This is a genomic window from Hyphococcus sp. (assembly GCF_041986965.1).
Lineage (GTDB): Bacteria > Pseudomonadota > Alphaproteobacteria > Caulobacterales > Parvularculaceae > Hyphococcus.
In genome coordinates this window covers 528,123-552,177 of the sequence record NZ_JBHIXB010000002.1, presented here as the reverse complement: position 1 = coordinate 552,177, position 24,055 = coordinate 528,123, and the positions used below count along the sequence as shown (strand labels likewise).

Annotated in this window: 19 protein-coding genes and 1 pseudogene; 13 read left to right on the top strand and 7 right to left on the bottom strand. The window is 56.7% G+C overall.

Features of this window, described 5'->3' with window-relative positions:
- Window positions 1–60: 60 nt before the first annotated feature.
- A complete protein-coding gene (locus tag ACFC5L_RS11610; RefSeq protein WP_375202775.1) occupies window positions 61–975 on the top strand; it encodes an SDR family NAD(P)-dependent oxidoreductase in 915 nt (304 codons plus the stop codon).
- Window positions 976–984: 9 nt separating this feature from the next.
- On the opposite strand, the gene ACFC5L_RS11605 is transcribed toward ACFC5L_RS11610, so the two are convergent.
- Both ACFC5L_RS11605 and ACFC5L_RS11600 read right to left on the bottom strand, forming a co-directional pair.
- Entirely contained in the window at window positions 985–2,451 is a 1,467-nt protein-coding gene (locus ACFC5L_RS11605; RefSeq protein ID WP_375202776.1) for a carotenoid oxygenase family protein, read from the bottom strand.
- A gap of 23 nt (window positions 2,452–2,474) precedes the next feature.
- Window positions 2,475–3,275 (bottom strand): CmcJ/NvfI family oxidoreductase, encoded by an 801-nt coding sequence (locus ACFC5L_RS11600; RefSeq protein ID WP_375202777.1) that lies wholly within the window; start codon window positions 3,273–3,275, stop codon window positions 2,475–2,477.
- A 236-nt stretch (window positions 3,276–3,511) separates the two neighbouring features.
- Between ACFC5L_RS11600 and ACFC5L_RS11595 the strand changes: the two genes are divergently transcribed.
- Complete coding sequence (locus tag ACFC5L_RS11595) at window positions 3,512–4,399, top strand: SDR family NAD(P)-dependent oxidoreductase (RefSeq protein ID WP_375202778.1); 888 nt, start codon at window positions 3,512–3,514, stop codon at window positions 4,397–4,399.
- 62 nt (window positions 4,400–4,461) lie between these two features.
- Here the strand turns inward: ACFC5L_RS11595 and ACFC5L_RS11590 are convergent, their stop codons facing one another.
- A complete protein-coding gene (locus ACFC5L_RS11590) occupies window positions 4,462–6,663 on the bottom strand; it encodes a PQQ-dependent dehydrogenase, methanol/ethanol family (RefSeq protein WP_375202779.1) in 2,202 nt (733 codons plus the stop codon).
- A 254-nt stretch (window positions 6,664–6,917) separates the two neighbouring features.
- Here ACFC5L_RS11590 and ACFC5L_RS11585 point away from each other — a divergent pair, with 254 nt between their 5' ends.
- Complete coding sequence (locus tag ACFC5L_RS11585; protein ID WP_375202780.1) at window positions 6,918–7,892, top strand: helix-turn-helix domain-containing protein; 975 nt, start codon at window positions 6,918–6,920, stop codon at window positions 7,890–7,892.
- Between the two features lie 15 nt (window positions 7,893–7,907).
- On the opposite strand, the gene mdlC is transcribed toward ACFC5L_RS11585, so the two are convergent.
- The gene (mdlC, locus tag ACFC5L_RS11580; protein ID WP_375202781.1) at window positions 7,908–9,461 is read right to left on the bottom strand and encodes a benzoylformate decarboxylase; all 1,554 of its coding nucleotides are present in this window, start codon (window positions 9,459–9,461) and stop codon (window positions 7,908–7,910) included.
- Between the two features lie 220 nt (window positions 9,462–9,681).
- Between mdlC and ACFC5L_RS11575 the strand changes: the two genes are divergently transcribed.
- A complete protein-coding gene (locus ACFC5L_RS11575) occupies window positions 9,682–11,196 on the top strand; it encodes an AMP-binding protein (protein WP_375202782.1) in 1,515 nt (504 codons plus the stop codon).
- 149 nt (window positions 11,197–11,345) lie between these two features.
- On the top strand, window positions 11,346–12,632 hold the full coding sequence (locus ACFC5L_RS11570) for an MFS transporter (protein ID WP_375202783.1): 1,287 nt from the start codon (window positions 11,346–11,348) through the stop codon (window positions 12,630–12,632).
- 3 nt (window positions 12,633–12,635) lie between these two features.
- Here ACFC5L_RS11570 and ACFC5L_RS11565 read toward each other — a convergent pair whose 3' ends face one another.
- Window positions 12,636–13,547: an SDR family NAD(P)-dependent oxidoreductase gene (locus ACFC5L_RS11565; protein ID WP_375202784.1), complete on the bottom strand. Its 912-nt coding sequence runs from the start codon at window positions 13,545–13,547 to the stop codon at window positions 12,636–12,638.
- Window positions 13,548–13,769: 222 nt separating this feature from the next.
- Here ACFC5L_RS11565 and ACFC5L_RS11560 point away from each other — a divergent pair, with 222 nt between their 5' ends.
- From ACFC5L_RS11560 to ACFC5L_RS11525, 8 genes and pseudogenes are all read left to right on the top strand, one after another.
- Window positions 13,770–14,489 carry a nuclear transport factor 2 family protein gene (locus ACFC5L_RS11560; protein ID WP_375202785.1) on the top strand — a complete coding sequence of 240 codons (720 nt, stop codon included), beginning with the start codon at window positions 13,770–13,772 and terminating at the stop codon, window positions 14,487–14,489.
- 16 nt (window positions 14,490–14,505) lie between these two features.
- Window positions 14,506–15,360, top strand: coding sequence for a CmcJ/NvfI family oxidoreductase (locus ACFC5L_RS11555; protein WP_375202786.1), 855 nt, complete (start codon window positions 14,506–14,508; stop codon window positions 15,358–15,360).
- Window positions 15,357–16,483 (top strand): annotated as a pseudogene (locus ACFC5L_RS11550) (cobalamin-independent methionine synthase II family protein). Before ACFC5L_RS11555 ends, ACFC5L_RS11550 begins: the two are co-directional and overlap by 4 nt.
- 191 nt (window positions 16,484–16,674) lie before the next feature.
- On the top strand, window positions 16,675–17,787 hold the full coding sequence (locus tag ACFC5L_RS11545) for an S-(hydroxymethyl)glutathione dehydrogenase/class III alcohol dehydrogenase (protein ID WP_375202787.1): 1,113 nt from the start codon (window positions 16,675–16,677) through the stop codon (window positions 17,785–17,787).
- Between the two features lie 23 nt (window positions 17,788–17,810).
- Window positions 17,811–18,380: a hypothetical protein gene (locus ACFC5L_RS11540; RefSeq protein ID WP_375202788.1), complete on the top strand. Its 570-nt coding sequence runs from the start codon at window positions 17,811–17,813 to the stop codon at window positions 18,378–18,380.
- Window positions 18,381–18,503: 123 nt separating this feature from the next.
- Window positions 18,504–18,887, top strand: coding sequence for a VOC family protein (locus ACFC5L_RS11535; RefSeq protein ID WP_375202789.1), 384 nt, complete (start codon window positions 18,504–18,506; stop codon window positions 18,885–18,887).
- Between the two features lie 68 nt (window positions 18,888–18,955).
- A complete protein-coding gene (fghA, locus tag ACFC5L_RS11530; RefSeq protein WP_375202790.1) occupies window positions 18,956–19,798 on the top strand; it encodes an S-formylglutathione hydrolase in 843 nt (280 codons plus the stop codon).
- 239 nt (window positions 19,799–20,037) lie between these two features.
- Window positions 20,038–21,147, top strand: a complete 1,110-nt coding sequence (locus tag ACFC5L_RS11525; protein WP_375202791.1) for a 5-methyltetrahydropteroyltriglutamate--homocysteine S-methyltransferase — start codon at window positions 20,038–20,040, stop codon at window positions 21,145–21,147.
- Here the strand turns inward: ACFC5L_RS11525 and ACFC5L_RS11520 are convergent.
- Complete coding sequence (locus ACFC5L_RS11520; RefSeq protein ID WP_375202792.1) at window positions 21,144–22,403, bottom strand: multidrug effflux MFS transporter; 1,260 nt, start codon at window positions 22,401–22,403, stop codon at window positions 21,144–21,146. The two genes, ACFC5L_RS11525 and ACFC5L_RS11520, sit on opposite strands and share 4 nt — an antisense overlap.
- Before the next feature lie 60 nt (window positions 22,404–22,463).
- Entirely contained in the window at window positions 22,464–23,897 is a 1,434-nt protein-coding gene (locus ACFC5L_RS11515; RefSeq protein ID WP_375202793.1) for an aldehyde dehydrogenase family protein, read from the bottom strand.
- Window positions 23,898–24,055 lie beyond the last annotated feature (158 nt).

Here is a 24,055-nt window from a genome sequence, read left to right as displayed (position 1 = left end):
CCGCTACCCCCGATGGATAGCATGAGGGGGGCGGCAAACCACTATCGGCGGGAGGCATTCATGGACTGGCAGGGAAAAACGGCGTTCATCACCGGCGGAGTCTCCGGCATTGGGTTCGGCGTCGCGCGGGCCTTCTCCAATGCGGGGATGCGTCTGGCGCTCAGCTATCGCAACGAAGCCTATAAGGCTGAGGCTGCGAAGTGGTTTGAAAGCCAGGGCCGGGAGGCGCCGCTATTTGTAAAGCTAGATGTGCAGGACCGCGCGCGCTTCGCCGAGGCAGCGGATGAAGTTGAGGCGCATTTCGGCAGGGTGCATGTGCTCGTCAACAATGCCGGCGTCAGCGTGTTCGGCCCCACGGACGAGGCGACCTATGATGACTTTGACTGGATCATGGGCGTCAATTTCGGCGGCAACGTCAACGGGATCGTCAGCTTCATTCCGAAGATCAAGTCCCATGGCGAGGGCGGGCATATCGTCAATGTGGCGAGCATGGCGGCGTTTATTGCGGGGCCGCAGGCGGGCATTTATACGGCGAGCAAGTTTGCCGTTCGCGGCCTCACCGAATGCCTGCGCTACAATCTGGCGCCTTACAATATTGGCGTGTCGCTCTGCTGTCCCGGCCTGACGAAAACGAACGCCTGGGATTCCGCCCTCAAACGTCCGGACAATTTCAAGGACAGCGGGCTTGGCGAGGTGGACAAGGCGGAGCTTGAAAAATTCGGCGGCGCGTTCGACTTGGGCATGGATCCGCTGGAAGTCGGTGAGAAGATCCTCAAGGGCATGACGGAAAATCACGGGCTGATCCTTACGCATCCGGAACATGGGCCTGACATTCAGGAAATCTACGAAACGACCATGGCGGCGCTGCCACAGGAACAAGCGCCGGAAGGCCGTCTGGAGATTGAGCGCCTGAGACGCGAAGGCAACAAGGCTGCAGCGGCGGGCCGCAAGATCAGCCTCGATGATCTGACGTGATGTTCTAACTTAGGCGGCGGCCTTGTCGAGCGTTTCTTGGGACGCCCACCAGCCATGCACCTGCGGGCGCAAGCGATGCGGGATTTTGACTTTCGCGACGGGCGCTTCTTGAATTTCGCCCGCATTCACGATCCATGCTTCGTGTTCGAACTGATCTTCGCCGGTTTGCCGGTCGATAATGAACAAAAGCCAGCCGGGATGATCCGCTTGTGATGATACGATATGCGCCGGTTCGCTGATCGCGTGTCCCGGCGGCAGTCCGAGCATTTTCATCGCCCCGCTTTGCGGATTGATGGCAATGAGAGCGTTGAAGGCGACGCCGACCGGGCCGCCAAGCATGGGCGGGCCCTTCATTTCAGGGTCCATGCTGAGATACCAGCCGACTGTGTAAGGGCGGCCCTGATCGGCGTCGCGAATACGGCAGAGATCGCCCGGAGGCCCGAGCGGCGTTTCGGTGATTTCATCGCCTTTGGGATCGAACGACCAGCGCACCAGACCGCCCTTGATTTCAGATTGCGGGATGTCAATCCCCGACGGGCGGCGGATAAATTCAAACGCGTTTGTTTCCGTCAGATGCTGATCGAGGTGAATGCGGCCATCGTCGTCCTCGAAGCAGTTCATGAAGTGGAAGACGGAAACGCCTTTCGGTCCTTTGATCCAGTGCATTTCCTTGACGTCGCCATAGCGCGGCATGATGCCTATCCAGCTTTCCCGGTCCTGCTCATGAACCCAGTGAACGCCGCCGTCCTTTAACCGGGCGAGATCAGCTGTCGTCGGAAAGACAGGAAAGACCGCATAGTTTTTGGTGATGACGAAATCGTGCATCAAGCCGCAATAGGGCGCGTCAAACCACTGTTCTTTAATTAGCTCACCATTTTTATCGGCGATGCAGTAGGCGACTTTGGTGGAGGCGAGGCCGTCGGCTTCATATCCAAAAAAGAAAAGCTCGCCAGTCTCCGGGTCGACACGGGCATGAGCGGTCATGGTTTCCGATTTCAGCTTGCCGCCGAAATCATAAGACCCGACTGTCTCAAGCGTGATCGGATCGACGCGATAGGCGCGGCCGTCTTCCTTCGCCATCAACAGTTTTCCGCCATGCCAGATCGGCGTTGTGTTGGAGACCGTGCGGTCGACGCCTTTTACGGAGGGATCGTCGGTATAGGGATTTCTGTAGCGTCCGAACAGCGCCTTGCCTGCCTCAATTTCAGCTTTGTGGCGGGCGGTTTGCACATAGCGAATGTCGAAATCAACCGAGCCGTCCTCTTTGAACCATAGGCGGGAGACCATACCGTCACCGGAGATCGCCGTGTCGTCAATGAAGAGAGGCGGGAAAGCAGGGTCGGGGACGGCGCGAAAGAACGCCCCCCGAATATCATCGGGAATATCGCCCTCCACCTCGAGCCCTTTGAGAGAATATTCCTCGCCGATCGGCGTGTTGAGGAACATGAAGTCCACGGTTTTGGGAAACTCTCCCATGTCGAAGCTCCTTCGTGCGATGACTACTCGAACCAGTAGGCGATGGCGCGCATCTCGATGCTGGCGCGGGGCGGCGCATCCGGCGGGCAAAGAGGATTGTTGAAGGCGCTGTGCGGGGCGTGATGAGGCTGCGCCGGATCGCTGTCATTGGTAATAAAAACCAGCGCCTCATCCGGCGTCATCTCCGGGAACCAGATCCAGCGATGGCGTGGCGACGCTTTGATCAGGAGCGCTGTGAATGTCCAGTCGGGCTGCCCTTCCTGATCGAAAATGGCATCCGCTTCGATCAGGTCTTCAGCCGACAAGGTGCGCGCATCGCAAACAGCGAGCGGCACATCCTGCGGCGGCGGGGTGAGTACGCGCCAGACATTGTACTGTGCGGTGCGTTTTATTTTTGCGCCTTCCGGCGCGGAGGCTTTTGCAAACTGCGCCGCAGTCTCGTCATTGATGTCGATATGAATAAAACGCGCCGGCCGGGAATTGTTGAGCCTTCCGCTGTCGGCGGATTTTTCGCCAAACCGCAGGACGCCCGGTGAATTGACAATCGCCATGTCTGCGCCCGTCAGTTCGACGATCAGTTCTTCAATCTCTTTTTTGTGCAGATCGTGAAAAGCCGGGTCGCGAAAATCCTTCACTTTGCTGCGATGCGAAACAAGCGCAAATCCTTCACGATCAAGCGCCGGCGGCGACGCACGACCATCCACGAACTCCACCGTCTGCGGGTCGAGATTTAGAACATCGCGAGACTGATCGTTGGCGTGAAACCGCGGCTTCCCCGCCATCGGCGCAGCATAGTTTATCTCGGCCCGCACATTGTTGCTCATTGGGATAGTCTGACTTTACCGGCGGCGATTGAAAAGGGGGCGAAACGCCGTCAGCCCCGCGTTTTCACCGTTCGTTGGGACGCGTTTCGCCATGGGTGGCGATTGGCTGTTTGGCTCAAATGACAGTCAGGTCCAAACGCCAACAACCGTACTTTCGCTGGCGTAAAAAAGCGACGCGACATCGCAATAATTGCAAATGCTTCACAGTAGTAAGACCTAAAAGGACAGGGACGTTCATGAAAGATGTAGAGGGAAAGACGGCGTTCATCACCGGCGGCGCCAGCGGCATCGGACTTGGCATCGCAAAGGCGTTTTATGAAGCCGGCGCCAATCTGGTTCTCGCCGATATTCGCGACGATCATTTGAAGAGCGCTGCGGCGTTTTTCGATGATCCCGATCGCGTGTTATGTCTGAAGCTCGACGTCACTGACCGTGAAGCCTATGCCGCGGCGGCAAGCCAGGCCGAAGAGAAATTCGGTAAGATCCACATGCTCTTTAACAACGCCGGCATGGGGGTTGGCGGCCCGCTCGCAAAGCTCGGCTTTGACGACTGGGACTGGGGGCTTGGCGTCATGATCGGCGGGGTCATCAACGGACTTCAGATCGTGCTGCCTTATATTCGCAAGCATGGCGAAGGCGGCCATATCGTCAACACCGCCTCCAAGGCGGCGCTGGTGCCGGTGACCGCTTTTTCGATATACGGCACGGCCAAAGCCGCCATGCTGGGCCTTTCTGAGTCCATTCGGGGTGAGCTGGCGCCCGACAATATCGGCGTGTCAGCCTTTTGTCCGGGACCCGTTCAGTCAAATATCGGCGAAACGGGAAAAATCCGGCCGGAAAAATTTAAAAAGAACACAGGCCTTCTGGAAACAGAACAGCAACTTTCCGAACGTCCGGTTTCGGATCTGTGGATGAGCGCGGAAGAGTGCGGGGAGCGCGTTCTAAAGGGCGTTCTCAACAATGATCTTTATATTCTTACGCATCCGGAGTTCAAAAAGGGCGCTGAAGAGAAGTTCAACGCGATCTTGAAGTCCTTCCCCGACGAGCCCATCAACGAGGAGCGCGCGAAGGCCATCGCCTTTCTCCTGCGAAATCCGATTTTTGATGAGATCAATGACGCATAGATGGGCGGCCTCATTGCAGCCAGTCTTTTAACGAGGCGCGCCAGCTATGCACATAAAAAGCGTTATTCTCCGTAAATCTCCAGGTCTTCATTCGCCCGTGCGATGATGTAAGCGCGCAGTGTCGCAAGGCTTTCTTCATCGAGCACGCTGGCGAAGGAGACCATGCCGTTTTCCGTGAGCGCGCCGCCAAGAACGACATCTGCGAACTGCTCCTCATCATGAGGAATGGTCGAATAGCGAAGATCCGGCAGCACGCCAGCGCTATGGACAGCGTCCCCATGACAGACCCCGCAGTAGCGCCCATAGAGATATTTGCCTTCCTCGACCGCTTCTGCGGAGGCGGTGAGCGGCGGCGGGGCGAGATGCCTTTCCGCGATCTGCGGCTTGGGCGGCAGGCTGTCCGCGCCGTCTATCTTGAAAACGAGAATGCGGCTGTAATTCGGCATGACCGCGCCGATAGAAGCGAGTTCGCCGGGCGCCAGTGCTTCAACGCCGCCCCATCCTGCGAGCACCGCCACATATTGTTCGCCGTCGATTTCATATGTCACCGGCGCCGCCATGATGCCGGTCTGCGCGTCCATGGACCATAATTTGTCGCCGGTTGCGGCGTCATAGGCGGCGAATTCGCCGTATTTCGTGCCCTGAAAAACAAGACCGCCTGCGGTGGTCACCGTGCCGCCATTGCCGGCGCCTGGATAGGGAACGCCCCAGACTTCTTTTTGTGCAACCGGATCCCAGGCGACGAGACGTCCTCCTACCGTCGCCTTCACCGCCGCCTTGATCGCGGGGTCCGACGGCAACTCGGCGGCAGAGAAGTCGATGCCGTTATTGAAGCCGCGCGGCTCTGGCTCGTAGTTGGGATCAGGCGCGTAAGGGAAGCCGCTGATATTGACGGGAATGTAAACAAGACCCGTTTCCGGGTTATAGCTCATGGGGTGCCAGCTATGGGCGCCGCCGGGGCCCGGACTGACGACGAAGGGCTCGCCGGTCTTGTCGAAGCGTGCTTGCGGGTTTTCGATCGGCCGTCCGGTTTCCGGATCGATGCCCGTGGCCCAGTTGACGTGGGCAAAATTATTCGCGGATATGAATTCTCCGGTTTCGGCGTCGATCACGTAGAAGAAGCCGTTTTTCGGCGCCTGCATGACGACCTTGCGCGGCGCGCCGTCAATGTCGAGCGTGGCGACGATGATCTGTTGGGTTGCCGTGAAGTCCCAGGTTTCGCCAGGCGTTGTCTGATAGTGCCAGACATATTCGCCGTTGTCGGGATTGAGCGCGACAATGGACGACAGGAACAGATTGTCGCCGCCGCCGGGGCTTCTGTAGGCCTGGTTCCAGGGCGAGCCATTGCCGACGCCGATATAGAGGAGGTCGAGTTCCGGGTCGTAGGCCATGGAATCCCAGACCGTGCCGCCGCCGCCCAGCTTCCACCATTCGCCGTTCCAGGTGTTGGCGGCCATCGCCATGGCGTCATTTTCAAACCCTTTGGCCGGATCGCCGGGCACCGTGTAAAACCGCCAGTCGATATCGCCGGTTTCAGCGTCATAAGCGGTCACATAACCGCGGACGCCAAATTCGGCGCCGCCATTGCCGATGATGACCTTGCCTTTGACGATGCGCGGCGCGCCGGTGATCGTATAGGGCTTGGATTGGTCGACGGTGACTTTGCTCCAGACTTCTTCGCCAGTGCCGGCGTCCAAAGCGATCAGCCGGCCGTCGAGCGTGCCGAGAAAAAGTTTGCCGTTCCAGGCGGCGAGGCCGCGGTTGACGACATCGCAGCAGGCGTTCACCGCCGCTTCACCGGGAACTTGCGGGTCATAGGCCCACAATTCTTCGCCGGACTGTGCGTCATAGGCCTTCACCTTGGACCAGGCGGTCGTGATGTAGATCGCGCCATCGATGATGAGGGGCGTCGCTTCCTGCCCGCGGTTGGTGTCCAGGTCCTGATACCAGGCCAGGGAAAGGCGGCCGACGGTGTCGCGGTTGATGTCGTTCAGAGGGCTGAAACGCTGCTCGCTGTAAGTGCGCCCATGGGACATCCACTGGCCCGGCTCAGCGTCCGCCGCCAGAAGGCGCGTCGCGGTAACATTTGCGTGTTCGGCCGGCGGCTGTTGAGCTGAATGTGTCGTCGCTACATCTGCGGCCGGTGTTGTCGTTGTGTCCGTCTCTTGCGGCGCGCCGCACCCGGCCAGACTGAGGCCGGCGGTCAGGGCCGTAAGGGCGAGGGAAAACCTCCGCGCCGAAGGCGGAAAGACACACTGAAACATTGTGAAAGCTCCTTAACAGGGAAGGCGGTGCGACCTGAGGGATATCGCCTTCACCGCTGTTTGCAAGCGCCACCTAGGCCGAAGAAACCTGCCTTCTGCGAGGATGTTGCGCTGCAACATCACGTTGCGTTGCAGCAACGATTTCGCTCGCGCGGCGCTCAAAATTATGTTTGTCTTGCATACAAAATTGCCCGTCATAAAAATTTGTGATAGGACATAACAAAATAACAAGATCATTCGGGAGGAGTTGGAGGATGCTGCACCTGTCGACCAAGGATTTCGCCGGCGCTTCGAAAGTCACGCGGTGGAATGATATTGTTGCCGAGGTTTTCACCCCGCTTGAAACAAGACCGTTTTGTCCTGAAGAATTTGAAGGCGCCGTGGATAGCGTCGAGCTTGGCGATATATACCTCGCCAATGTGATGGCGAGCCCGGCGGTGGTGTCGCGCACCGCCAGTCACGCCGCCTCCAGCCGCGAGCGTCATTACTTTTTCCATCTTCAGCTCGAAGGGGACATGCGTGTTGCGCAGGACGGACGCGAGGCTTTCCTGAAACGCGGGGACATGGTTCTTTGCGATAGCGCGCTTCCCTATACGCTGGAATATGAAACCAACGCGTCGACGCTGGTGATGATTGCCACGCCGAACGATATCAAACGCCGTTTGCCGGCGCCGGAGATTGCGCTCGGCCAACGCCTTAGCGGATCGGAAGGGCTTTCCGCGACATTGTCCGGCATGCTGTCGGGGATCTGGCACCATGTAAAAAATGGCATGGACGCCGAGATTGGCGAGCGCGTCGGCAACAACATGCTCGATATGTTCGCGACCTCCTGTATGGAAGCATTCGGATCGCGCATCGCTGATTCAGCCGTCGCCTCTGCGCGCCGCAGTCATATCCGGTGTTACATTGAGTCCAATCTGAAAGATCCTGAACTGACCGTCGCCTCCATAGCTGCGGCGTTCCGCATCTCTCCGCGTTATCTGCACATGCTATTTGCGGAAGAGGATGAAACCATCTCCGGCTTTATCCGCCGCCGCCGCCTTGAAGAATGCAAGAAGCGTCTTGCTGATCCTATGTGGCGCCATCGTTCCATTACGGAACTTGCCTATGCATGGGGCTTTAACAATACGACGCATTTTGCGCGCGTTTTCCGCGAGCGTTATGGCGTTTCTCCGCGCGAATACCGCAACGCCAGCATCGCCGACAGAGAGCCGCAAGCATTGCACTAGCCAAACGCCTCGGATTTAGTCCTCGACGACGGCGTCGATTAAGGAAGGCCCTTGGGTAGCGAACGCCGCTCCAAGGGCCTTTTCCATTTCGGCAATGGTCGTTACGCGTTGCGCCGTCATGCCGAATCCATTCGCGAGGCTGACGAAGTCCAGCCCTGAAAGATCGGTGCCGACGGAAGGTGTTTGCCAAAGCCGCGCAATGCCGATCAGCGCTTCATAGCCGCCATTATTGAGGATAATGTAAGTGACCGGCAGGTTTTCCTTCGCAGCGGTCCAAAGCGCCTGAATGGTGTAAAGCGCGGACCCGTCTCCCAAGAGGGCGATTGTGCGTTTGTCCGGATGGGCCAGGGCGATCCCGACAGCAGCGCTTCCCGAAAAACCTAACCCTCCTGAAGCGGTGGCAAAAAAACTGCCCGGCGCATCGATGCGCAGGCGTTGTTGAATTGCGGGCCGTGCGCTCGGCGCTTCTTCCACAATCAGCGCATCTTTGGGGCGGAGCGCCTGCAATAAATCCATAATGGCGTTCGTGGAAAACGTTGATGTCGGCGCGGGTTCAGGGGCCGCGCGGGCTGCGCCTTCAAATTGCGGCCTTTGGTCAATGTCAGGCAACAGTGCTTTCATGGCGCTGGCGACATCTCCCAGAACGACCGCGCCCTGTTTCGTATAGGACGCGATGTTGGCGTCGTTGATGAATTGCAAAACGTCCATCGCCTCTGGTTGAGAAGCGGGGTTTTCGAAGTGAAAGGTAAAGGCTGGCGCCCCAAACACGAGAACAAGGTCATGGGGCGACAGCGTTTCGTAAACATCCGCTTCATTGGAGCGCAAAAAACCGGCGAATTGCGGATGGGTTTCCGGAAAGGAGCAGCGGCTCGACATGGCGCTCGCCCAGACCGGACAGCCGAGCTTTTCCGTAAGGGCTATGGCGGCGTTCCAGCCGCCAGCTCGGTCAATTTCGGGACCGGCAACCATGACAGGCGACTTGCTTTGTGAGATTCGCTGAACCGCGGCCTCGATAGAGTCTCTTGAAGGAGACGGATCTCCAAGGAACTCGAGCGGCGGCGTCGGGCTGGCCGGCTGGTCCCAGTCGTCGACGGGAATGGAGACGAAGACTGGTCCCCGCGGCGGGGTCATGGCGATCGCGTAAGCGCGGGCGATCGCTTGCGGCGTTTCGGCGGCGCTAGCCGGCTCACAAGCCCATTTCACGTAAGGTTTCGGCATCGTCGTTGGATCTATAGCGCCCAGAAAAGGCTCGGAGAGGAGGAGGCTGCGGGCCTGTTGTCCGGCGGTGACAATGATTGGGGTCTGATTTTTAAAGGCTGAGACAAGCGAGCCCATGGCGTGCCCGAGACCGGCGGCGGAGTGCAAATTTACAATCGCGGCCTTGCCTGTCGCCTGGGCGTAACCGTCCGCCATGGAAAGAACGGCCGATTCCTGCAGTCCGAGGATGTAGCGGAAATCCTCTGGCCAGTCGCGGTAGAGCGGCAGCTCCGTCGACCCGGGATTGCCGAACATCACGGTCATCCTGGTCCGTCTGAGAAAATCGATTACACTGTCCCGGACTGTGCTCATGGGATTCCCGCCCTTCATCAGCTTTTTGCGAAGAGTAATGCAGGCCTGCGCCTGGCTTCAAGCTTGGCCGAGCCGGCCTTTGCGCCATTTCCGTGAGCGGCTGCTATTCATTCCTATCGGTGAGGCGCAAGCCGGGAAGCTATTAGAGAAAATACACGCTGAAATAGGGGGTGATTTATGCTAAGCGCCAGAGCAATTGCGATAATTGGAGACGCCGTCGATGTATGACTTGGTTCACTTTCACGCTTTGGCGACGCCGAAGAACAAAGCGATCATCGATCTTCACACCGGTGAATCTTACGACTATGCGCATGCGGATCGTCGCATCTCGCAGATAGCGTCCTTGTTGTCCAAGGCGGTTGCGGGAAAACGCGGTGAACGGGTTGTCGTCATCTCGCGCAATAGCGCGCTGATGCTGTTGCTGCACCATGCCTGTGAGCGGGCGGGGCTGATCTTTGTTCCGCTGAACTGGCGCCTCGCCACGCCGGAAGTCGCCGCCCTGATTGAGGATGCGCAGCCATCGATTGTGATCTGGCAGAAAGAATTTGAAGCCCATGCTGAACCCGCTTTTGCCTATGCAAAAGAGAATTGCCGTATTTGCTTGAATGGCGCCGGCGAAGACTTGGCCGTGGACGAGGTCACCAATTTTAAGGCGCCGGTCGGCATCGACGAGAATGAGACATCATTGTTGCTGTACACGTCTGGAACATCTGGAAAATCAAAAGGAGTGATGTTCACACGCAAGTCGCTTTTGTATTCCACGCTGAACTTCGCATTGTCCGCTGGCGTAAACCAGAATTCTGTTTCGCTTTGCGACATGCCGCTCTTTCACGTTGCGGGGCTTCTCGCTGTTGCGCGTACGCCGCTTTTCTTTGGCGGCTCGGTTGTGGTTTCGCAGAAATTCGATCCGATCAAAACCTTTGAAAATCTGACAGACCCGAAACTTGGCATTACCTATTATTTCTGTGTGACACAGATGGCGACGCTGATGCGCGAGAAAAATCCCGCCGGCGCCATGAAAAGGCTCGCGCATCTCGATGTATTGCAGACCGGCGGCGCGCCGAATCCCCCTGCGTCGGTGCGCGCCTGGGCCGAAGATGGGGTCGCCCAGGTCGACGGCTTCGGCATGACCGAGATCGGTTCTGCGTTCAGCATGCCGCCCCATGATGTTTCCATCATTAAAGAAAAGGCGGGATCGGTCGGGATGCCGTCGCCTTTTACAGAAGGCAAAATCATGACGCCGGAAGGCAGGGAAGCCGGGCCCAATGAAATTGGCGAGCTTTGGGTGCGCGGGCCGAATGTGACGCCCGGCTACTGGAACAAGCCAGTGGAAACTGCGGCGACTTTTCACGGTGAGTGGCTGAAGTCAGGAGATTCTGCGCGCAAGGATGAGGACGGCTTTTACTACATTGTCGATCGCACCAAAGACATGTTCATTTCCGGTGGTGAAAATGTCTACCCGGTCGAAATCGAAGCGGTGCTGGCCGAAATGCCGGAAATTCTAGACTGTGCTGTTATTGGCGTTCCCGATGAAAAATGGGGAGAGGTCGGCGCCGCCATTATTTTGCTGAAAGAAGGCAATGACAGCATGACCTCGGATGCCGTAATCGATTTTGTCAAGACGCGTCTTGCGAGCTTTAAGGCGCCGAAGCATGTGCGGTTTGTCGATGACCTTCCGCGCACGCCGTCAGGCAAGGTGCAAAAGCACAAACTGCGTGATGCCTGGACCGGTTAATCTCCAAGCTGAATAATTTGTGAACTCAGTTTATCCCAACAAGGAATAACCGGGTTTGGGCGCTCTACAGCCTTGATTGCCAAGTCTTGTGAGCGCCGCTAGCGTGTCTGAAAAAGACATTCTCAATACTAATGATGGGCGAGGAACAAGTGACGACAGAACAAACAGCGCCGGAAGAAGCGGGGACTGCGCCGCTTCGGACGGTAAAGCGAGGCGCGGCCTATCAGGTCGTTCTGGTGGCGCTCTTAAGCCTCAATTTCGGCATCGTCTTTTTTGACCGAAATGCGCTCAACTTCCTCATGCCCTATGTGCAGCCGGATCTTAATCTCACCAATACGCATGTGGGCATCCTGGCTTCGGCGTTATCGCTGACCTGGGCGATCGGCGGCTTCCTGATCAGTTCGGCGTCTGACAAGGCTGCGAACCGCAAGGGTTTTCTTCTGGTCGCGATTGTCGTGTTTTCCTTGTGCTCTGTGTTGTCGGGCCTCGCCACATCCTTTCTTTTGCTCTTCGGCGCGCGGCTTTTGATGGGCGCCGCGGAAGGCCCGATCAATCCGATTTCGCAAACACTAGTTGTGCGGGAAGTGGATCCGCGCCATCGCGGTCTCGCTATGGGCGTGATGCAGAATTTCGGCTCGAACTTTTTCGGGTCTTTCGTCGCGCCGGTTGCGCTGGTTGCGATCGCCGCCGCATGGGGCTGGCGCAACGCCTTTTTCCTCGCCGGCATTCCGGGCATCATTACGGCGCTCCTGATCTGGAAATTTATTGACGAACCCCCGGAGGAGCCAAAGCCCGAAGGCGTCTCGGATCGGCTGACCTTGAAGGAGGCGTTTTCCTACAAGAACATCGTTGTCTGTTCGGTCGTTTCAGTGCTGCTTGTCTCCTATCTCGTCATCACCTGGGCGTTCATGCCGCTCTATCTCACTCAGGTGAAAGGCGTTGATCCCGGCGTGATGAGCTGGCTCATGGGGACGCTGGGCATCTCAGCGACCATCGGTAGTTTCGTGGTGGCGGGCCTTTCTGATCGCATCGGGCGCAAGCCGGTGCTCGTGACGATTCCCTTTCTCGGAATCATCCTGCCGCTCGGCGCCATGTTCTTCGACGGTTCGCCCTGGGTGCTCGCCGTCATCTTTTTCTTCGGCTGGGCGCTGAACGGATGTTTTCCGCTCTTCATGGCGACAGTGCCGTCGGAAACTATTCAGTCCACTCATATCGCCACTGCGCTCGCCCTTGTGATGGCGACAGGCGAAGTTTTCGGCGGCGTTCTGTCGCCATTCTTCGCCGGCATAGCTGCGGATGCGTGGGGCCTTTCGGCGCCGCTCTGGATCATTTTCGGCTTCGCAATCGCAGCCGGGATATGCGCCATGGGACTGACGGAGACGGCGCCGATCAAACGGGCGCAGGCCCAGACACCTGCGCCCACGCCCGGATTGTAGAGTTTATTTTTTGCCGTAGCGTTTTGCGTCCATGTCGGCGCGCGCTTGCTGATAGCGCATCATCGCCTTGTAACGTTTTTCCTGTCCCTCTTTATCGCTGTCTATAGGCGGCAGGGCGTCGATAACCTGCTTGAAAACCATTTCCAGCATTGGGCGGGATTCAGGATAAGGAATGATATAGAACTGGTCTTTCTCCATCGCCGCTTTGGTATGTTGAGCAAGTTCTTCAGGCTCCATCCCTTCAGCATAAATCTGGCGCAGCGCCTGCAGCTCGTCTTCATCGACCTCGTAACCGGAATTCGACAGGCTTGCCGGTCTCGTATCCACAGACTCCGCAATATTGGATTTGATATTGGCGGGGCACAGGACTGAAACGCCGATGCCGTAAGGCGTAAGCGCGTCGCGCATGGCCATGGTGATGCCATGCACGGCGAATTTTGAAGCTGAATAAATGCCGGCGACGCTTGCGGCGACAAAGCAACCGAGCGATGCGGTGTTGGTGATATAGCCGCCATTGCCGCGTTCAATCATGCGCGGAACGAAGGTCTGCATGCCGTTGACGACGCCGTTGAAATTAACATTCATGATCCAGTCATAGTCATCATAGGTGGCTTTCTCGAGCGGCCCGAAAATTGACACCCCCGCTGTGTTGAAGAGAAGCTCGACAGGCCCCATCGCCTTTTCGGCTTCGTCGGCGGCTTCGGCGTAAGCGGCGCGATCCGTGATATCGAGTTCGACGCCATAGGCTTCAATATCGCGCGCCTTCAGCTTGCCGAGCGCCTCGTCTATTGCTGGGCGACGAATATCAGCGATGACGATCTTGCAGCCTGCATCGCCGAAGACGCAGGCTTGGCCGAAGCCTGCGCCCGAAGCGCCGCCGGTGATGAAAGCCGTCTTGCCCTTGAAATCCCGCATTGCGTCATACTCCCTGTCTTGAGATCAAATTCGTAAAATTTGCGCAATCATAAGCATCAGCGAAGCGATCTCACCACCCTGTTCGGGACGCTTCGCGGAATGGCGCATGATGCTGCGCTTAAAGGCGTTCCGGCTTTGCTGCGAGCTGTTGGATGACGGTTCAGGAACTGGAATTGGATAGGGATGGTCCTATAATTCCGGGATCGCGTTTGGGAGGATCGAATGACGGATAGCGACAAGTTGGCGAAGCTGGAAAAACGAATTGAAACGCTGGAGTATGAGCTTGGTGTGCAGCAGGACATTCACGATGTCCGCAAGCTGCAATACGCTTATGGTTATTTCATCGACAAGTCGCAATATAATGAAGTCGTCGATCTGTTCGCAGATGACGGCGAGGTTTGGTTTCTTGGCGGCATCTATAAAGGCAAAGAAGGCGTTCGCCGGCTTTATATCGAACGTTTCCGCAAGCAATTTACTGATGACCATAACGGTCCGCGCTATGGCTGGCTGCTTGATCATCCGCAGTTACAAATGATTGTAGATGTGGCCCCGGATCGCAAAACCGCAAAAGTGCGCGGCCGCTCCATGATGCAGGCGGGCACTCATGAAAGCGCCAGCGGCGACCAGCGCCAATGGTGGGAAGGCGGCGTTTATGAAAACCAGTATGTCCGCGAAGACGGCGTCTGGAAAATCTCGCGGCTCGCCTATTTCCCGCACTGGCATGGGACGTTTCAGGATGGCTGGGGCAAGACGCCTATCGATTTTATTCCCATGGCGACGGTTACCTATCCTGAAGACTCGCTCGGCCCTGACGCCTTGATTGATCCTGCGCCGCGGCTCTGGCCGGCGACAGATATCGTGCCGTTCCATTATCCGCATCCCGTCACCGGAAAGCCGGTTGAGATTGACAACAGCCGCGCCCGGGAAGGCTACAAGGACTAATTGGCAGGAGATCGTCATGAGTGAAAGCGTTGATGCGCAGATTTCTTATTTGAAGCCTACTTCTCTCATTAACCGGCGGTTCTGGGCGCCGGGGGAAGAGGTGAACACCGGTGAATACGAACCTTATCCGGTTGTCATCAGGAATGCGCGCGAAGCAACAAAGCCATTCACGCTCGATGAGCATGGATTCGCCATCGCATCCTATCCGACGAAGCTTGATGACTTCGAAGACAAGGCGAAGATCGCGGCGATCTATGACGATGAGGTCAAACGCGCGGTTATGGAGATGACGGGCGCCGATCATGTAACGCTGATGGGCGGACAATTACGCACCAGCGGTCAGACAAGCGAGATCGTACAACCACCCGCCGCTGAAGCTCATGTCGACTTCAATAATTTCACGTCGAAAAGAATTGCGGAAATGCTTTATGAAAAGTCAGCGCCGGATGGCCCTGGCTATGACCGTTTTATCATTTTCAGTTTGTGGCGAGTCTTGAGCGATCCACCCCAGGACTGGCCGCTGGCTTTATGCGAGGCGTCAAGCGTCAATGACGAGGAAGGCGTGTCAAACACCAAGGTGGATGTGGATGAAATCCCGCCCTATGAGCGACGGTTCGATCCGATCCCGGGGGAGGAGGAAATGGTCGCCGCCACGATCTTTTTCCATAATCCCGATCATCGCTGGTGGTATTTTCCGGATATGACGCGCGACGAAGTGGTCTTTATCAAATTCCACGATTCCGATCATTCCCGCGCCTGGCGCACGCCGCATACGGCGTTTCATGACTCAAGTCAGGTGGACCCCATTACTCGCATCAGTTACGAAGTGCGCGGCGTTGCTTATTTCCAGAAGAAAGAGAAAACTTCGTGAACCATATTGATACGACCCATGTGGGGAGTCTGCCCCGTGGGCCCGAACTCGTAAAACCGTTGCTCGCCCGCGATCACGGCGAGGAGTATGATGTTGAGGAATTCGACCGGCTTGTGCAGGCGGCGATAGACGACGCCGTTGCGAAGCAGGTCGAGGCGGGCGTTACTATCGTCAGCGACGGCGAGCTCGGCAAGGTCGGCTATTCTACTTATATGACTGAGCGCCTCGAAGGTTTTGGCGGTCACGTAGACCGGCTGCCTGCGAAAGACCTTGCGGCGCATCCGGACCTTGTTAAAAAACTTTCCGCGATCATGGGCTCGCAGGAGTTTACGCGCGCGTCCTGCATTGGACCGGTCAAGCTGGTGAACCTCGAGCCCGCCCATGAAGATATTCGCCGGTTCAAAAAAGCGCTTGAGAAAAACGGCAAGGGCGTAAAAGCCTTCATGAACTCTGCGTCACCGGGGCTTATCTCGGCGTTTCAGACGAACCGTTATTATCCGACGCATGAGGCGTATCTGGCCGATCTTGGCGCCGCAATGCGCCCTGAATATGACGCGATCATTGAGGCCGGCTTTGACATTCAGTTTGACTGTCCTGATCTCGCCATGTCGCGCCATACGGGCTTTCAAAACGCCAGCGATGAAGAGTTTCTGAAAATCGCTGAGGCGAATGTAGAGGGTTAAACGCCGCCACGGAAGGCATTCCCGCCGACCGCATGCGCATGCATGTTTGCTGGGGCAATTATGAAGGGCCCCATGATTGCGACATCGATCTTGAAAAGGTCATCGACGTGATCTTGAAGGCGCGTCCGGCCACCATCCTGTTTGAGGCGGCCAATCCGCGCCACGAACATGAGTGGACGGTCTGGCGCGATGCGAAACTGCCCGAGGATAAGGTGTTGGCCCCGGGGTTGATCGACACCTGCTCGAACTATGTTGAGCACCCGAAACTTGTCGCCCAGCGCCTTGAACATTTCATCGATATTGTCGGCAAGGATCGCGTCATCGCATCCACCGATTGCGGCTTCGGCACCTTCGCCGGCTACGGCAAGATCGACCCGGATGTTACCTGGAAGAAGCTCAAAGTCCTGCGCGAGGGCGCGGACATCGCTGCTGCGCTCTAATATAACTTATCTGGGACGAGATCTGCGCGCCGTCTTGAGAAAGAACGGCGGCCTCAACTTGTGGAAAACTCACCGGAGCGCTTCAGGCAATAGGCTCTTTGTTTTTTCCGTAAAAAGCGCGAAAAGCTGGGGAAATATGCTATGAGGCGGGCATCTGAGCCGCCACACGCGGAAACCGAAAGAGGGAAGAGATGAAGACCAGAGCCGCCATCGCCGTTGAACCCAACAAACCGCTGGTGATCGAGGAAGTCGATCTTGAAGGGCCGAAAGCCGGCGAAGTTCTCGTGGAGATCATGGCGACCGGCATTTGCCACACCGACGCTTATACGCTGGAAGGCAAGGACTCAGAAGGCATCTTCCCTTCCATTCTCGGACATGAAGGCGCCGGGATCGTGCGCGAAGTGGGGGCGGGCGTCACGTCGGTTGAGCCGGGCGATCATGTGATTCCGCTCTACACCGCTGAATGCCGCCAGTGCAAAACCTGTTTGTCCCAGAAGTCGAACCTCTGCACGTCGGTGCGCGCAACGCAAGGCAAAGGCGTCATGCCTGACGGCACGAGCCGCTTCTCATGGAAGGGCAAGCCGCTTTTTCACTATATGGGTTGCTCGACTTTTTCGAACTTCACAGTGCTTTCTGAATATTCCGTCGCAAAAATCCGCAAGGACGCGCCTTTTGACAAGGCCTGTTACATCGGCTGCGGCGTGACGACCGGCGTCGGCGCCGTTGTCTGGACCGCAGGCGTTGAGCCCGGCGCCAATGTGGCGGTGTTCGGTCTTGGCGGCATCGGCCTCAATGTCATTCAAGGCGCGCAGCTTGTCGGCGCCAACAAGATCATCGGCGTGGATATCAATCCGTCGCGTGAAGGGATCGCCCGCGAATTCGGGATGACCGATTTCGTCAACGTCAAGGAAATCGGCGCCGGGAATGTTGTCGACAAGGTGGTCGAACTCACTGACGGCGGCGCAGATTACACCTTCGATTGCACCGGCAACACTGATGTGATGCGCCAGGCGCTTGAATCCTGTCATCGCGGCTGGGGCGAGTCGATCATCATCGGCGTCGCCGAGGCGGGCAAGGAAATCTCGACCCGTCCGTTCCAGCTCGTTACGGGCCGCGTCTGGAAAGGCACGGCCTTTGGCGGCGCGCGCGGGCGCACCGATACGCCGAAAATCGTCGACTGGTATATGGACAAGAAGATCGAAATCGATCCCCTGATTACGCACACCATGCCGCTCGAAGACATCAACAAGGCTTTCGATTTGATGCATGAGGGCAAATCGATCAGGAGCGTGGTGATTTTCTAAGAGGCGATCTTAATTAGTTTGCAATGGCTGACAGCTTTACGATTTATTGGGCGCGTGATCGCGCAGAGGCTCTGAAAAGCCTGCCTAAAACTGCGGGCATGTCTAAGGTGCTATATGGCGGGCCTCATCAGTCGCAGCCAAGTTTTCGCAGAGCTGGTGTTAAGGCAGGTGATTTAGTCTATCCAATAAGTATCTCGCACGGCCGACTGCAAATCCTTGGTATGGTCAGCGTGAACACTATAGTGGATGCTGCTGATGTTATGCCGAGCCAGTTTGGATTGCATGTGCAAAATAACAATGAGCAGTGGATTTTAGATTCAGGGTGGCCAGAAGAGTTTTTTTATAAAGTTCTTTGTGTGACATGCGTTGACGAAGCGCTATTGGCCTTAACTCACGATGGTCCTTTTGACGCGCTATATCTAAGCGAACAAGCCACTGATAAATTGACGTTTCAAAATAGGCGTAGCATGAGAAAGCCTAAAGGTGTCGAAGATGGGAAGATCAAGATGTCCTTGCCATTTCAAGGAATCTATAGGCTTTCAACTGCGTCCGCGGATGCGTTCTCTCAAGCTGTGAGGGGGTATGAAACCTAAAAGGACTAGCAACGACAATAGTTTTGGCAGTTCTGTTGTTATTTTCTGATGACGCACAGAGGCGCCAATAACAAAGGAAGATTTGCGAGGGTTTCCGCTCGCAAGCATATTGGAGAATGAAAGATGGCGATATTTACGCATGTGACGGTCGGCGCAAACGATCTTGAGAAGTCGACAAAATTCTATGACGCAGTCTTTGGCGCCCTTGGTCTTAAAAACCTTGGCGCATTCAGCGACAGCGCTGTTGCTTACGGCGACCAGATGCCTGAGTTTCTTGTGCTGAAACCGAGAGACGGTAAAGCCGCGACGCACGCCAATGGCGGCACGATTGGTTTTATGGCGTCGTCGCGCAAAGCAGTTGACGGTTTTCATGAAGCGGGTCTCGCCAATGGCGGCACATGCGAGGGAGAGCCCGGTCCGCGCGATGTTATGCCCAACGCCTATGGAGCTTATTTGCGCGATCCCGATGGCAACAAGCTTTGCGCCTATAGCATGACGGCGGAATAGTATAATCTTTACATCGGCGCCGCTCATCCGTGCCAGGATGTGCGGCGTTTTCATGAAAGAGGCGTGTGATGGAAAAAATTTCGGCAGTGAAGTCCTTTGGCGGGACGCAAGGCGTTTACAGCCATAAGTCCGACGTTCTTTCCTGCGAGATGAAATTCGCCGTCTATACGCCCGAAGGGAATGGCCCGTTTCCGGTTCTTTATTGGCTGTCCGGCCTCACCTGCACAGAAGAAAACTTCATCACCAAGGCCGGCGCGCAACGGGTTGCGGCGGAGCTTGGGCTTATCATTGTTGCGCCGGACACGTCGCCGCGCGGGGAGGGCGTGCCGGACGATCCGGAGGGCGCTTACGACTTCGGTCTCGGCGCCGGGTTTTATCTCAATGCAACGCAGGAGCCGTGGTCCAAGCATTACAAGATGTATGACTACATCACCAAGGAATTGCCTGTGTTGCTGGTCGACATGGAGTTTCCGGTCGATGGACCCCGTACAGGCATCTTCGGCCATTCCATGGGCGGGCACGGCGCCATAACGATCCATTTGAAGAATCCCGACAAGTTCAAAACCTGTTCGGCTTTTTCGCCGATTGTCGCGCCTTCGCAGGTCCCGTGGGGTAAGAAAGCATTTTCAAATTATCTTGGTCCGGATGAAACAACATGGTCTGACTATGACGCGACGGCGTTGGTCGCCAGACAGCCCAGCAAGGCGGAAATTCTTATCGATCAGGGGACCGCGGATAATTTTCTCGCCGAGCAATTAAAGCCGGAGCTTTTCGCCAATGCTGCGGCGGAGTCAGGCCAGCCTTATGCTTTGCGTATGCAGGAAGGCTATGACCACTCCTATTATTTCATAGCAAGCTTTATTGAAGACCATCTGCGCTGGCACGCCGAGCGGCTCCAGGCGGATTCGTGAATACGATGCAGTTGCTCGTCGAAGCGCCGCGCCAGAGCACGTTTCTCACAATATAAACATATAAAGAAATGTGAGTGGTAGTTTTGCTACCCCTTGTGTTCGTCTGCGATCTGCGTTGAAACCCCCGCAGTGGGAAAAAAGTGGGATTCACCTGATCTCATATTTGAGCCCATTCTCCGCGGGTTCTGTGCCTTGGCATAATCCGTTGATTTAAAAGAGATTTGAAAGGACGCCTTGTTATGAAGACACCGCCATTTCGCGCCGATCATGTGGGCAGCTTCCTACGGCCGAAGGAGCTTATGGAAGCGCGGACTAAATTCCGGGATGGCGACATATCGGCGGCTGAGCTGCGCGCGGTTGAGGATGAGGCGATCAAGGGCGTTGCGAAGTTTCAGGAAGATCTCGGTCTGAAAGGCATCACGGACGGTGAGTTCCGCCGCCGTTATTTCCATGTGGATTTCCTCGTACAACTCGACGGCGTTGTTGAAGAAGGCGGCATGTCGAAGAAATTCAAGAGCGCCAAAGGCGAGCTCGACTTCGCGCCGCCGGCTATGAAGATCAACGACAAGATTCGGCACGCGCGCCCGATAGAGCTGGAAAATTTCAAATTCCTGCGGTCCGTGACGAGTGAGACGCCAAAGGTCACGATCCCGTCTCCGACCATGCTGCATTTCCGCGGCGGCAGGAACGCTGTGGATGAAAAAGCCTATCCGGATATGGATGAATTTTATGGGGATGTCGCGAAAGCTTATCAGCAGGAAATCGAGGCGCTTGGCGAGGCGGGATGCACCTATCTTCAGCTTGACGATACAAATCTCGCCTATCTTTGCGATCCGCAACACCGCGCGGCTGCACAAGAGCGAGGTGAAGACCCTGACGAGCTGCCGCGCATGTATGCACGCTGGATCAATGAAAGCATCAAGACCCGGCCGGACAATATGCGGGTGGCGATCCATCTGTGCCGCGGCAACTTCAAAAGCTCCTGGGCGGCGGAAGGCGGCTATGAACCGGTCGCTGAGGTGCTCTTCAATGAGCTCGACGTGGACGGTTACTTCCTCGAATATGATGACGACCGGTCCGGCGATTTCCGTCCATTGCGTTTCGTGCCGAAAGACAAGACGGTCGTGCTCGGTCTTGTTTCCTCAAAGCTCGGAGAGCTTGAGTCGAAAGACGACATCAAGCGCCGGATCAATGAAGCGGCCGAGTTCATGCCGCTCGACCAGATGGCCTTGTCGCCGCAATGCGGTTTCTCCTCGACGGAGCACGGCAATGACATCATGGTTGAACATCAGGCGGCGAAAATGCGCTTCATTATCGATGTGGTGCAAGATGTCTGGGGTGATTTTTAGGCGGCCTCGTGCGCAGGCTCACCGGGCGGCTCGGTAAACAGCCGCCCGCGCTCTGTCACCAAAACAGAAAACACGCCGATAAAGCCAAAAACGGCGAACGACGTGACGATCGGAATCGCCGTTCCGTCATAGAGCCGTCCCGCAAGTCCGCCCAGCAGCGCTGACCCTGTCATGGTGGCGAAGCCGTAAACGGCCGACGCCGTTCCCGCCATCTTGCCCATCGGCTCCATCACGATTGCGCTGAAATTGGAGTTGATGAGCCCCATCATGAAATAGGCGGCGATCAGAAAAGCCAGATACCCTGCCAAGGTGCCGCCATCGGTCAGCGACAGGTAAATCGCATTCCCTGTGTTGATCAAAGCAAAAGCGATAATGGCGCTATGGGAAAGGCGGCGCGTGCCGAAGCGGCGGACAAGATTTGCGTTGGCAATAGCGGCGATGCCGACGGAGAACGCGACGCTGCCAAGCGCCAACGGAAATTTGGCTCCAAGCCCGTAAGTGTCGACGTAAATTTGCTGCGAGGATGTCAGATACGCCATCAGCGAAGCCATGATGCACATGGTGCCGATGGTGTAGCCGATTGCGGTGCGATAGGACGCGTAGTGGCTCAGCATGTTTGCAATTGCGCTGAAGCGAAGCGGCCGGCGGTCTTCGGCTTTTAGGGTTTCAGGCAAACGCCAGAACACCCATGCCAGCATGAGCCCTGCGAAAATGAGCAGTACAACAAAAACAAAACGCCATGGCGCGACAAATAAAATGAGCTGCCCGATACTGGGCGCTATAATCGGCGACACGATCGAGACGGTCATGGCCATGGACATGATGCTCGCCATTTCGCGGCCCCTGAAAAGATCGCGTACAAGCGCGATGGCGACGACCCGGCCTGCGGCCGCAGCAACGCCCTGAAGAATGCGTCCGGCGATGAAGAGGGAATAGGCGGTCGCGACGACGCAGAGGAGCGTCGCGGCGATGAAGCCCAAAAGCGACCAGATAAAGACAGCGCGCCGTCCAAAGCGATCGGAAAGAGGGCCATAGAATAGCTGCGAGGCGCCTGAGGCGAACATGAAAACCGCAATGACGAGTTGACGGTCATTTTCATTCGTGAGGTTGAAATCGGCGCCGATATCGCCGAGCGCTGCAAGCATCATGTCTATGCTCAGCGCTGTCATCGCCATGACGGAAGCGACAAGGCCGATCAATTCGATTTTGGAGAGCGGCGCCCGCTCCTTAACTTTTGGTGTCGGCGCCCCGTCCATTTTTTTATCCTGTAGTATTATCGGAGCGGACTTTTGCGCGCCCTGGAGAGTGAATTCAATTTATGCCGCGGCGGCCGGGTTGTAGCCGAGGACGGATTTCAATTCGAGGAATTCCTCAAACGCATGTTCGCCGAACTCGCGGCCATTGCCGGAGCGCTTGTAGCCGCCAAAGGGTACCGAGAAATCCATCTGCGAGTTATTGATATTGATGTATCCGGCGCGGATCTTTGAGGCGACATGACGGGCATGGTCGATGTCACCGCTCTGCACATATCCGGCCAGACCATATTCAGTGTCATTAGCGATTTTGATCGCTTCTTCTTCCGTATCGTAACCAATGATGACGAGCACCGGGCCGAAGATTTCCTCACGGGCGATTGTCATATCGTTGGTGACATCGGCGAAGATCGTCGGCTTAACATAATAACCGGTTTCAAGGCCTTCGGGTTTGCCCGGGCCGCCGGCGACAACTGTTGCGCCTTCGGCGACGCCTTTTTCTATGAGCCCCTGGATTTTGTTCCATTGCGCTTCTGACACAACCGGTCCCATTTTCGCCGTCGCCGGATCACCTGGCGTCCAGTCTTCAACTGCTTTTTTGGCGATCTCCAGAATTTCCTTCATTTTAGAGTTCGGCGCGATCATGCGGGTCGGCGCGAGGCAGGACTGGCCCGAATTCATCATCAGGGTGGCGAGGGAGCCGGCGACGGCCGGACCGAGATCGGCGTCTTCCAGAATGATGTTCGGAGATTTGCCGCCAAGTTCCTGATGGACGCGCTTGACGCTCGGCGCCGCGGCTTTGGCGACCTCGACGCCGGCGCGGGTTGAGCCGGTGAACGAGACCATATCAATATCAGAATGTGACGAGATAGCCGCGCCCACAGTCGGGCCGTCGCCATTGACGAGATTGTAGACGCCGGCGGGAAGGCCCGCTTCGTCGAGAATTTCAGCGAAGAGATAAGCAGAGAACGGCGCAATCTCCGACGGTTTATGAACGATGGTGCATCCCGTCAAAATCGCTGGCGCGAATTTCGCGGCGAGTTGGTTCATGGGCCAGTTCCATGGCGTAATGAATCCGCAAACACCAATCGGTTCTTTGACAATGTGGCTGCCGCCTTTGTCTTCTTCGAACTTGAAGTTTTTCATGGCTTCTACTGCGGTCATCAGGTGACCGACAGCGGACATGGCCTGCGGGCCGCCCGCAAGCCATGCGGGAGCTCCCATTTCTTCGGAGATCGCCTCGCCGATTTCGCCGGCCCGTTTTTGATAGATCTCCGCGATTTTCAGGGTCATCGCGATGCGCACGTCAACACTGGTCTGGCTCCAGCTGTCAAACGCCGTGCGCGCCGCCTTGACGGCGGCGTCCACGTCTGCGGCCGAGCCGAGGCTAATCTTGCCCACGACTTTTTCGGTCGCCGGGTTGATAACGTCGAGAGCCTTTGCCCCTTTAGGCTCAATCCACTCGCCGCCAATATAGAACTTCATGTAGTTGCGCATCGTCGTCCTTCTCCTGGCAATATCGTCAGCGCCCGGTTCTGGATGTCATGTTGTGGCTATGCCCGGCCATTCAACTCCGGATCAGCAAACGTCAATGCGCTGCTTTTCCGCGCCACTGGCAGGGAAGGGGCTCGCGGCAGGAGCCGAAATCTTTGGTT